At 59.0% G+C, this 11,273-nt stretch carries 9 protein-coding genes; 5 read left to right on the forward strand and 4 right to left on the reverse strand.

What is annotated here, in order from left to right:
• Positions 1–240 precede the first annotated feature (240 nt).
• On the forward strand, positions 241–675 hold the full coding sequence (locus tag GH656_RS08040; RefSeq protein ID WP_153075393.1) for a PGDYG domain-containing protein: 435 nt from the start codon (positions 241–243) through the stop codon (positions 673–675).
• Between the two features lie 95 nt (positions 676–770).
• Here the strand turns inward: GH656_RS08040 and GH656_RS08045 are convergent, their stop codons facing one another.
• From GH656_RS08045 to GH656_RS08055, 3 genes are all read right to left on the reverse strand, one after another.
• Positions 771–1,136 (reverse strand): DUF3022 domain-containing protein, encoded by a 366-nt coding sequence (locus GH656_RS08045; RefSeq protein ID WP_153075394.1) that lies wholly within the window; start codon positions 1,134–1,136, stop codon positions 771–773.
• Between the two features lie 295 nt (positions 1,137–1,431).
• Entirely contained in the window at positions 1,432–2,313 is an 882-nt protein-coding gene (locus GH656_RS08050) for a YhfC family intramembrane metalloprotease (protein ID WP_153075395.1), read from the reverse strand.
• A gap of 204 nt (positions 2,314–2,517) precedes the next feature.
• Positions 2,518–3,459, reverse strand: a complete 942-nt coding sequence (locus tag GH656_RS08055; RefSeq protein ID WP_153075396.1) for a LysR family transcriptional regulator — start codon at positions 3,457–3,459, stop codon at positions 2,518–2,520.
• 320 nt (positions 3,460–3,779) lie between these two features.
• On the opposite strand from GH656_RS08055, the gene GH656_RS08060 reads away from it, so the two are divergent.
• The 3 genes from GH656_RS08060 to GH656_RS08070 all read left to right on the forward strand — a co-directional run bounded on the left by GH656_RS08060 (position 3,780) and on the right by GH656_RS08070 (position 7,582).
• Positions 3,780–4,766: an alpha/beta hydrolase gene (locus tag GH656_RS08060; protein WP_174769716.1), complete on the forward strand. Its 987-nt coding sequence runs from the start codon at positions 3,780–3,782 to the stop codon at positions 4,764–4,766.
• 61 nt (positions 4,767–4,827) lie between these two features.
• The gene (locus tag GH656_RS08065; protein WP_153075398.1) at positions 4,828–6,252 is read left to right on the forward strand and encodes a phospholipase D-like domain-containing protein; all 1,425 of its coding nucleotides are present in this window, start codon (positions 4,828–4,830) and stop codon (positions 6,250–6,252) included.
• Between the two features lie 205 nt (positions 6,253–6,457).
• Positions 6,458–7,582 (forward strand): YeiH family protein, encoded by a 1,125-nt coding sequence (locus GH656_RS08070; RefSeq protein ID WP_153075399.1) that lies wholly within the window; start codon positions 6,458–6,460, stop codon positions 7,580–7,582.
• 81 nt (positions 7,583–7,663) lie between these two features.
• On the opposite strand, the gene GH656_RS08075 is transcribed toward GH656_RS08070, so the two are convergent.
• Positions 7,664–8,851 (reverse strand): hypothetical protein, encoded by a 1,188-nt coding sequence (locus GH656_RS08075; RefSeq protein ID WP_153075400.1) that lies wholly within the window; start codon positions 8,849–8,851, stop codon positions 7,664–7,666.
• Between the two features lie 198 nt (positions 8,852–9,049).
• Between GH656_RS08075 and GH656_RS08080 the strand changes: the two genes are divergently transcribed.
• On the forward strand, positions 9,050–10,783 hold the full coding sequence (locus GH656_RS08080; protein WP_153075401.1) for a ClcB-like voltage-gated chloride channel protein: 1,734 nt from the start codon (positions 9,050–9,052) through the stop codon (positions 10,781–10,783).
• Positions 10,784–11,273 lie beyond the last annotated feature (490 nt).

An 11,273-nucleotide genomic window follows, 5' to 3' on the forward strand; every position in this document is an offset into this window, starting at 1 on the left:
GGTGAGGTCGGTTGGCCTGGTTAGCTTGGCTGCACTGGCCTCCAGCTCCCCAGGTCCAGCGCCCGTGATGCCGTGCTCCATGCCTCCACCCGCATGCCCATGTACGCCACAGGCAGCGCGGAACCCAAGCCCTGGTATAACCAACGGGCAGCGTGCCAAGCGCTGTCCGTTGTGTTTTCTTTCTTGCATCACGACGTTCCCACTCCACGCCTCGCATTCCACCTGCAAAACGCTCATCTCATGCTCGAACTCACCCAGATTGATCTGCGCACTGATCCCAGCGCGCAACGCGTGACCAAACAAGAAACCGTCGATGTCGACTTCGCCACGGAGCCAGGCGAGCTAATGAGCCTCGAAGGGCCAAACCGCTATCAATGCGGCGACGCGCTCATTACCAGCGCGGATGGCGAACGCTGGGTGGTGGAGCGCGCGCGCTTCGATGCGAAATACACGCCGCTTGCCGCCACGCTGACGCACGGCGCACCGGGTGCTTACCAGAACCGCCCGGCCGTCGTGCTGGCGCGGCAAATGGATCAGCCCTTTTCCCTCGCCCGGGCCTCAGGCAGCGACGTGCTGCACGGCAACGCGGGCGACTGGGTGATGCAGTACGCGCCCGGAGATTACGGCGTCGTGCAGGCCGCGCGGTTTGCCAGGGTGTACCGGTTAGTGCGTTGAACAGCGTCATGGGCCGCGTCAAGCGCCGCATGACTTCACGGCAAACCGCAGCAGCGTGCGCCTAACTTCATATAGCAACGCCACAGCCGAGTGCTTCAAGCGAATTCATCGCCCAGTTCGAGCGTGACCTCGGACGGTACGGCAGCACCATTGGCGTACTCCTCTTCGAGCGAGCCCAAGGTGGCTTCGACATACGCTCGCAGCACCGCAAAGCTGCGGCCCTGCGCCAGCAACGGCTGACTTCGGTAGCGCGCCAGCGCAGCCGGTGCCACAACCAGATGCAGCACGATCCTGCGCATGCCCTTGCCGAACCGGGCCGCGACCCAATGCACCGCCAGCGTCGAGGCCGGATCAGTGGCTGAGCGCTGGAGAAACTGGGTCTGCTCCGGAAAAAGATCACTGATCGCGCGTGCCAGCGCCTCGATCTCAGGGCTGATGCAGTCGTATTGATACGCTTCCATAGATATGCTCGGCAAACAGAACGGGCTAGATAAAAGATCACCCGGGCAGCGCAGGGCTGAACCGGGTCTATAGGTCATACGCGGGCCATAAGTGGGACATACGCGGGTTACAAGCCTGGTTATCAGCAGGTCATAAGCCGCCCCATCAGCGGGTTTTCACCAGCAAACCACAGGCAAGTTCACTACCCGCTTGCCTGCAGCTCATCAACTTAAACGCACTCAAGCACATCAAGCACATCAAGCACGCAGCCAATGCCGTCACCGGCTAGCGCTGCCGATACTTACACGCATACGCTCACTGTGCCCGTTGCTGCGGCTGACGATACAGCGCGATCAGCCAGCCCGCCACGCCAAGTGCCACCAGCACATATAAGCCATCGGCCACCAGCAGCGGCAGCAGGCGCGCCTGCACCATCGCGGCGGGCACGTCGATCAGCGCATGCGCGCCAATCGCCAGCGGCAGCACGCCACGCCAGCCCGCTCGCACACCGCGCCACATCAGCACCGACAAACCAATCTGAAACACCAGCGCCGCTAGCCGTTCGAGCACAAACACCCCTGCCGTCAGCGGCGACAAGCTCGCCAGAATCAGATGAATCCGCATCAGCATCTCAAGCGACAAATCGCTCAAATGGCCATCAAGCTGCTGACGGTTCGCCAGCACCGCGAACACAATCCACTGCACTTGCACCAGCACGCCCACCAGCCAGACTTCCGCGCCGCCATGGCCAATGCCATACGCCAGCGCCGTGATGTCGTTGCCGCGGACAGTGCTGAGGGTAGCGGTAGCGGTGCTTGCAGCAGCGCCTGGCAACGGCGTGCTCACTGGCCGGCTCAGTGGCTTCAACGGTGTTGTGCCAGCCCTGCGCCAGATCAGGCGCAGCGCAAGATAACGCCCGACCTCTTCGCACAGCCCCGCCACCAGCGCGCCGTACAGCACGAAAGTAAGCGGGTTCGAGAGCCATGCCGCAGTCGTGGCGTTCTGGTACAGCACATAGCCGTTCAACGCGCGCTCCAGCACCATCGCAAACAACGCGAACACCGCAATCCCCGCCACGGTGTCACGCCAGTTCAACGCATACGGACGGCGCAAGCACCGGTACAGCACGATCGGAAACACGGCGACGCAAAGCGTCGCCAGTGACAAACAGACAAGCGTCAACAGAGCGACAGGCATGAATTTCCTTCGAAATGCCAAAGACAGATAGGCCGGTGAATCGGAGCGAAGCCAGGCAGGCCACGCCAGTACGCTGCTGCAGTTGTGTGAGGTGGTGTGGTGTGACGTGTTGTGTTGCGTCAACCGGTTAGCTCAGCCGCGCCAGCTTCATCGCAGGCGGCATGATCGCAGATCAGCACCCGCGCAGCAGGAGAATGGGCCGCTTCATTGCGCCTCCTCCTGAGATGGGACGAGCCGCACACGGCCGCCGTCCGCCTGCTCCAGACACAGCGCGAGAAAGCGCTCAGCCACACGGGACGGGGCGCTCGCGTGCGGCATCAGAATCGAAAAGCGCCGCGTCAGCGGCTGAGGAGCGAACGAAAACGCACAGAGCGCCTGATTTTCGTGCAGCATCGACATCGCCGACACAAAGCCAATACCCATGCCGGCTCGCACCGCCTCCTTCATCCCTTCGACCCCCGCGATCTCCAGTGCCACCTGTGCCGCTACCCCCGCCTGCGCGAAAGCCTGTTCGACGATCTGGCGTACGCCCGAGCCCGCTTCGCGCAACACCAGGGGATAGCCCCCCAGTTGCGCAAGCGTGACGTCCTGAAGATTTGCCTGCTGCAGCGCCTGGGCCAGCGGATGCTGGCGCGGCATGATGGCCACGATCTCGTCATCGCACCACGCATGCACCGCCGTATCAGGCGGCAAGCCCTCGCCTACCGGCCCTTCGATCAGCGCGATATCAAGCGCGCCAAGCGCTCCGGTGATATCAGCCGTGTTTCCGCCCGCGGTATGCAGCGTGACATCGGGATAGCGCTGATGAAACGTGGCGATCAGGTACGGCAGCACATAAGAAGCCGGCGTCGTGCTGGCACCAATCCTCAGCGTGCCGCGCTCGACGCCTCGCACGGCATCACGGTAAGCCCGCGCCTGGGCGTAGGTGTCACGCAAACGCACCGCGTATTGCGCCAGTTGCTCGCCCACAGCGGTAAGCCGCACCCCACGGCCATCGCGCTGATAAAGCGGCTCACCAAACGCCTCTTGCAACAAGCGCAACTGGCCCGACACGGCAGGCTGCGATAAATACAGCGCCTGCGCCGCCCGGCTGATGTTCCGGTGCTCGGCCACGGCGGCAAAAGTTATAAGCTGGTCAACGTTCATCGCGCATAAATATCATATTTTTCGATAGATGGGCAGGGTAAAAACACGTCTGACTCACTGGCCCACTAGCGCACAGCCCCCGCCAAGCCTCTGCCGCGCTTTAACCGAATGCCTTCGTTATTTTTAAGATAGCGCTGTTTAGCGCGTCGGTATGATGCGCCGGACATAATCTGTCCGGCCATTCCATTTTTATTCCATTTAATACCTTCGATATAATCCGGCATTAAAACCGGCATTAAAACTGGAAAGGCAGTATCTATTTATTGATCAAGTGGCATAACGCGATGATTAAAAAATTTATTTGTTCTATTTTCTGCAGCGTGTCCGTTCTGGCCGCACTGCCAGCCAGCGCCCAGCAGTCCAGCCCACAGGCCTCACATCAGGTGTGCGAGCAGCGTTTTGCAGCCTATCGCCAATCCAAAATCGCACTAGGCGTGCCAGAAAAACATCTGCCCTATCTCGACCTGGCACGGCAGCAGCCTGAAAGAGACACCGTCATATTTATTCACGGCCTGTTTGAATCGCCTTATTTTTTTAAAGGTGTGACGCAGAATTTCTCTGAAAATGGTTACAACACGCTAACGATTTTATTGCCCGGTCACTGGGAACAAGACGTCAACCATATCGACCATGTGAGTTACCAGGACTGGCTTGATGAACTCGACAAGGCTGTCAGCATGGCCAGTTGCTTCGGCCACAAGATTGTCTTTGCGGGCCACTCCCTGGGTGGCGCACTGGCTATCGCAGGGGTGCTGAAATACCCAGGCGAAGCGGCGGGGCTGGCGGTCTGGGCCCCCGCGCTGCAACTGAATGTGTTGCCGAATCTCGCCGGTACCATCGGCACCCTGACCCGGCTGGATGGCAATCTCTTCATGAGCCAGGCACCGGATCTGGATGAAATACCCAAATACTCCGGTAACGCAGCCATGCAGATTTTCAATCTCAATCAATACCTCGCCAAAACTTACGGCGAGCGTGTTGGCACGCTCTATGGCCCAACGAATCAGGTCGCGTTACCGCTGTCTTATCTCGGGGTTTATAAAAAAATCAGGGTGCCGACTTTTGCCGTGATACCCGAGAACGATCCAGCGGTATCGCCCAGCGAAAGTCTGGCGATGTTCCAGCAAATTTCCGCCCCCAAGCAGTTGATTACCTATCCCAAAGATTCGCCGGTCTGGCACGCCAATGTGACGAAGTCGAAGCTCGATACCTATAAGGTTGACCCGGCAGGTTTCAATCATCACTTTGGCGAGATGATGGACAGCGTGGAGCAGTTTTTTTCTGCACAGATCCAGCCCGCTGATTGAGCTCAAACCAGCGCAAACGCCCCAGTCGCACCAACTCCGGTTAATTCACGAGGAACATGATTTGAAACTTTTCTCTGCCGCGCTGGCGGCGATTTTTCTCAGCCTGGGCAACGCCGTGGCCGCCAGCGTGTCACCCGCACCGTCTTCCGCCGCCGCACCTGCCGCGCCACTGTGCGCCGATTCCCTCGCAGATGTGCCCTTTAGCCAGTTGCAAAGCGTGCGGCTCGATCTGATCGAGCGCGCCCAGGCCCCGCAGAAAATCCAGATCCTCGCGTACATCCTGAACGACGACGCCAGCGGCTTTGAACTACTGCAGCACCTGGTCAGGGCCGCGCAGCGCGGCGTGTCAGTGCAATTGCTGGCGGACGGGATTGGCCCCGGCGTCAGCCTGCCATTGAGCCAGGAATTAATCGCGGCCATTCAGACCCTCGCACCGCAGTTTGAAATTCGCATTTTTAATCCGAAGTACCGCTTGCTCAGCCTGCGTAACCGGATGCACGACAAGCTCTTTCTGGTCGGTGATGACGCGGTGATCGGCAGCAGCTCCACCTGGGACCCCAGCGTGCGCGGCGGCCTGATTGAGAAAGACATTCTGGTGCGCGGCACGCCCGCTCCCGCTTCGGTGCTGGGCGCAATGCACGCGCATTTCCAGCAGTTCTGGCAAGCCTCGCAAAGCGTGCCGCAAACGCCTTTGCAAGCCGCCGGGTGGAACGATGCCAGCCAGATCTACCGCACCGGCGCACCGGCTAGCTCCCTGGATTCCGCCGCGCTTGCGCGCTATGTCAGCCTGTTGCGCGATGGCCAGTTCGCTCCACCGAACCGCGGCCATTCCACGCTTTTAGGCGAAATCCCGGATCAGGCGGCCTGCCCCAGGCTGACCTATATTCACGACACGCCGCAAAAAAAATCAGCAGGCGGCACGCTTGAACAAATCGTGCAAATGCTTCGGAGCGCGAAAAAAGAAATCGTCATCGTCAGCCCTTACGTGATCCTCGTGCCTGAGATCCGCGAGGTGCTCAACGCCAAAATAAAAAACGACGGGGTGCATGTGGTGCTGCTCACCACCTCCATCACCAGCATGTCGGCTGAATTTCCGGCGATTGGCAAAGCGTATAGCGACGACCTGCCAGGGCTGGCCAAAGATCATTTCGAAGTCAGGGAATTTCACGGCGGCCAGGGCGACCCGATGCTGCATTCGAAAATCATCCGGATCGACGGCCAGACCTTTTTTGTCGGTAGTTTCAATTTCGATCCGTTATCCGCGCTGACCAATACCGAAAACGGCTTATGGATCGAAACCAGCGATGCAGCGGCCAGCCCGTTTATCAACCAGTTGAATCAGGAGATCGCTGGCTATCTGGCGGCCTCCACCCTGATTGCCGATGGCGCGGGCAATCTGCTGGTCGATGATCCGGCCCGCTGCGATCGGGCCAATTGCTCCGGGTTGTTCCGCATGCTGACGCCCGCGATCCGCAACCTGCTGTAACCAGCGATCAACGATCAACAAAGAACAACCACGATCAACGGCGGCCACCGTCCTACCGGTGGCCGCAAATTTCATCAGAAATACCGTTATATTTTTATTCAACTATCACCTCATCCGATAGTTGCTCTCGCAAAGCACAATTTTTCATATCCATCTATTCAAACTAGGATTAGGGCCATTCAACGACACCGTCAGGCCCGCAGTCATGTCCACCGTTCCTGTTCCCGTTCCCGCCGTTGCTGGCGTGGCCACTGTTTCCCCTGCGCTATCCACGGCCACGGCCCCCGCCAGTTCAACCCGGGGCCAGCTCAACGGCATCCTGTTCGTCGCGTTGTTCGCCGTCGCGGTCACCCAGATCGCCTCGCTGCCCGCGATTGCAGGGCTCGGCCTGAGCCCGCTGATTATCGGCATCGTCGCCGGGGCGCTGTACGGCAATGTGCTGCGCGATGGCATGCCTGCAAGCTGGGCGGCCGGGGTGAATTTCTCGGCGCGCCGGCTGCTGCGTATCGCAGTGGCGTTTTTCGGCTTGCGCATCAGCCTTCAGGAGATCGCTCAGGTGGGGCTGCCCGGACTCACGGTGTCGCTACTGGTGGTGCTCAGCACGCTTGCCATTGGCACGTGGGCTGGCATGAAGCTGATGAAGCTCGACCGCGATACCGCGCTGCTCACCGCAGCCGGCAGCGCGATTTGCGGCGCGGCGGCCGTGCTTGCGTTCGAATCGGCACTGCAATCCAAGCCGCACAAAAGCGCGATGGCCGTGGGCAGCGTGGTGCTGTTCGGCACGCTGTCGATGTTTCTCTACCCGGTGCTGTTCCGCGCGGGCTGGCTGCCGCTGGATACGATCGGCGCGGGCTTGTACTTTGGCGGCACGATTCACGAGGTAGCCCAGGTCGTGGGTGCGGCGAGCACCCTCAGCCCTGAAGCGGCGCACGTCGCCACCATCGTCAAGATGACCCGGGTGATGTTGCTGGTACCGGTGCTGCTGGTGCTCGGGGTGTGGCTCAACCGGCAGGCACGGGGCCAGGCCGCGCAGGAACCAGGTACGAGCAGCCGCGCGCGCAAGCTGGCGGTGCCGTGGTTCGCGCTGGGGTTTCTCGCGCTGGTTATCGTGAATTCGCTGCACCTGCTGCCCACCACTGCCACCCATACGCTGAACGTGCTGGATACCTTCGCGCTGACGATGGCCATGACCGCGCTAGGCATCGAAACGCGTTTTGCGCAGATTCGCCAGGCAGGGCCGCGCGCGCTGATTACCGGACTGATTCTGTCTCTGTGGCTAATGCTGGGCGGACTGGGCATCACTTGGGCGGTGCAGCGGGTGCTGGGTTGATGCGGACTTGATATCCGGCGTTGGCGCACGAAAAACACGGCGAGAATCTATCCGGCCGGTTACTGGCTGGTTGCTAACCGGTTACTGACTGCTAACGGGTAGCCAGCCAAACGTAGCCAGTAGCTCCCCTAGCACCACCGGGGTTTGAATCTGCTGAACGATTTGCGCCAGCTTCCGTATCAAATCAAGCGAACGGAACACCGAGCAATGTGCGTTGAATGCCTTAGAGGTTGCATACAGCTCCAGCAGCACGACATAAGCCAGGCCCGCAGCCCCACCCGGCAGATCCGGCGTGGCCCGATCCAGCATCAGCTCAAGCTGGGTCAGTAACGGACGAACGGTGGCATCAAACGCCGTCTGTTTTTGTAGATATTCCAGGGCATCTTCGAGATCGGTTTTAAGCATCAGCACGGTGTCTGCTACCGGCCTTGAGCGCTGCGCAATATATGCCTGCAAGATCAGCGCCTCCTCGCTCTGGCTTGCCTCAGGCTGAATCTCTGGATTTTGATCCCGGATTATCGAGTCAAGTGCTGCGCTATAACGGGTTAAGGTGGCTAAATTAATGTCTTCCTGTTTTAAATAAGAAAAATTATTCCTGAGATGCGGGGCAAATTTATCCGCTCGCCTGCATCCCCGGCGTAAAGCAAAAATGCACGACAGCAGTCTTGCAGCAGGATCGGCTTGAGTATTTTCTATTGAGTTTAAAAATTTTCGCGTCACCGCAATATCACCAGACAGGCTGTGCGTTACCTCTTTAATTCGCAGGCTGATTTTATTGCGCTCACGTTCTGCCCGGCCTGGCCGCGCCAGATCTCTGACAGGCCGAACCCGGGCATAGCGTTTAAACAGTTCCGGATATGATTTTTCATGCTTCCGGCTGCCGAGGGTCCTGTTTTCACTGACCTTGGGCAGCCCAGTTTCATCGCGCGTCACCAGCGCGCACCCATGGCGTAATGTTCTAGCCTGGCTCAGATCCGGTTGCGGATGAAGGCTCGATCTCGGTTCGGGCTGGGTTGCAAATTTATCCAGAAACACCATACCAATAAACATGGAAATAACTTTGCCAAATTCAAAACTGCTTTTGGGCTTTTCCTGAGAATAAGCGGAACTTCCCGTCTTTAGATTTTGCAATTGAATCATGTTTTCAGAACCAATTAAAATTGCACCACACGGCACATGATAAATAAAGCAATAACGCTTACCCTGTTTCGTACGCCATTCCATCACGACGAAAGCGCCACACAGCAAAAAATACTTGATCTCATTCAACTCATAGCGAGCGGATTAAAAATCCGGCAAACGTCCATGCTTAGTCAAGACTTAATTTAATGAGTAACTTCGCAGCCGTTTTCGTTCCAGGTCAACTATCTGCCACCGGCACAGGCACCCGGTCATGTCACACCCTGTCAAACCCGGCTTTCCCAGTGCTATTCTTGCGCCCGCTCCCGCCACCTTCCCTGCCCTCACGTGCTTTCCTTCCTGCTCAAACTGCGCACACGCGCCCAGTCCCTATTCCGCTTGTCGGACGCTCATACGATGCTGCTGTGGTCAGTGGTGGTCGGCGTCCTTGGTGCCTTTGCCACGGTTGCGTTCCGCGAAGGCATCGCACTGCTGCAAAAAGCCGTCTCGGGTGGCTCAGGCAGTGTTGTCGCCATGGCCCAGCGCCTGCCGTGGAGCACCCGCATCTGGCTGCCCGCCGCCGGTGGCCTGATTGCCGGGCTGATCCTGCTGCTGGCGCGGCGCGGCATGAAACAAAACGGCCACACCGATTACATGGAAGCCGTCGCCATCGGCGAGGGCATCGTGCCCGTGCGGGTGAGCCTATGGCGCAGCGTGTCATCGCTTTTCACCATCGCCAGCGGCGGCTCCATCGGACGTGAAGGGCCGATGGTCCAGCTCGCCGCGCTATGCGCCTCGCTGGTTGGGCGCTGGGTGCATTTCGATCCAGCCCGGCTGCGCCTGCTGGTTGCGTGCGGCGCAGCAGCGGGCATCACCTCAGCCTATAACGCACCCATCGCTGGCGCGTTCTTCGTCACCGAGATCGTGCTCGGCTCGATTGCCATGGAAACCTTCGGGCCGGTTGTAGTGGCCTCGGTGGTCGCCAACATCACCATGCGCGAATTCGCCGGTTACCGGCCACCGTATGAAATGCCCGTGTTTCCACCGGTCACCGGCCTCGAAGTGCTGCTGTTCGTCGCGCTGGGCGTGTTGTGCGGTGCCGCCGCGCCGCAGTTTTTGCGCCTGCTGGAACAGTCGAAACGCGCTTTCAGCCGCCTGCCCGTGCCACTACCGCTGCGGCTCGCGCTGGGTGGCCTCGTGGTCGGCGTGATCTCGGTGTGGTCGCCTGAGGTGTGGGGCAATGGCTATAGCGTGGTGAATTCGATCCTGCATTCACCATGGACCTGGAGCGCGCTAGTGCTGGTGCTCGTCTTCAAACTGATCGCCACGGCCTCAACCGCAGGCTCCGGCGCAGTGGGCGGCATTTTCACGCCCACGCTGTTTGTCGGCGCGGTGCTCGGCTCGCTCTTTGGCGCAGGCATGCACGCGCTGTGGCCGCACGCGACTTCATTGCCGTTTGCCTATGCGATGGTCGGGATGGGAGCGTTTCTGGCGGGCGCGACGCAAGCGCCATTGATGGCAATCCTGATGATCTTTGAAATGACGCTGAGTTATCAGGTGGTCTTGCCGCTGATGCTGTCGTGCGTGGTTGCATATTTTGTCGCGCGGGCCATTGGCAAAACCTCAATGTACGAAATCACGCTGCACCGCAACCGCGAAGAACAGGCACAGATGCGCTTGCGCGCCACACAGATGCGCGAACTGATCCGCGAGCCGCAAACCGTCGTCACCCCCGAAGCCAGCGTGCCCGAGATGACGCGCGTGTTCCTCGAATATCCAGTGAAATATTTGTACGTGACCAATGCAGCGGGCCATTTTCTCGGTGTCGTGGCACTGAAGGACATCACCTCGGATTTACTGGAAAAGCGCGATACCACCCAGCGCACAGCCGCCGATTATCTGCAGCCGCACTTTGATGTGCTGACACCGGATATGTCGCTCAGCGACGCACTGGCGCATTTCATGGCGTTTCAGGGCGAACGCCTGCCCGTTATTGAAAGCGTGACGCAGCCGAAACTCATGGGTGTGGTTTATAAAACTTCGTTGCTGGATGCGTATTTCCGTATGAAGCCCGCGCGTTAGCTAGTCAAGTAACCGGAGCAACCGTTGAGGCAAGCCTGTTGAAATGGAGCGAAAAAACAACTTCCTGAGATATGAAAATCGCTACCCCATGCGGGATAAATTCCTGCTAAATGCGAGGCATGGTCAGCATGCAAATGTCACGGGGCACTAAAGCATGTCAGGCGCTTAGAGCGAGACCATGTGACCAGACGCGAGATGAAAAAAGCAAACCGCCAAGAGCTCGTAACCAGCATGTCCAACGAAGAATGAAGCTTCGCGGCAGCGCCGCTTTAGTTCGGATTTCAAACGCAAGTTTCACCCTGCCTTGCAACGTCGTTTCCGGTTTGCCGTCACCGGACTAGCGCTGCTCAATGCCCCGCTTCACGCTCCCTCCGGTTTCACCCCTACCCGCCTGCGTTATTTCGATTTCAGCTACAACGCCCGTGCGGAGCGTTTAAAATCGCCTCCTTCTATCCCATTATTGAACCATGACCTGTGCAAGGCGCTGCTT

It is taken from the genome of Paraburkholderia bonniea, from assembly GCF_009455625.1.
Lineage (GTDB): Bacteria > Pseudomonadota > Gammaproteobacteria > Burkholderiales > Burkholderiaceae > Paraburkholderia > Paraburkholderia bonniea.

What these genes read in the sequence shown, in the direction of transcription:
- GH656_RS08040 (WP_153075393.1), top strand. Translation starts at nt 241, where the DNA reads ATGCTCGAACTCACCCAGATTGATCTGCGCACTGATCCCAGCGCGCAA.
- GH656_RS08045 (WP_153075394.1), bottom strand. Translation starts at nt 1,136, where the DNA reads ATGGAAGCGTATCAATACGACTGCATCAGCCCTGAGATCGAGGCGCTG.
- GH656_RS08050 (WP_153075395.1), bottom strand. Translation starts at nt 2,313, where the DNA reads ATGCCTGTCGCTCTGTTGACGCTTGTCTGTTTGTCACTGGCGACGCTT.
- GH656_RS08055 (WP_153075396.1), bottom strand. Translation starts at nt 3,459, where the DNA reads ATGAACGTTGACCAGCTTATAACTTTTGCCGCCGTGGCCGAGCACCGG.
- GH656_RS08070 (WP_153075399.1), top strand. Translation starts at nt 6,458, where the DNA reads ATGTCCACCGTTCCTGTTCCCGTTCCCGCCGTTGCTGGCGTGGCCACT.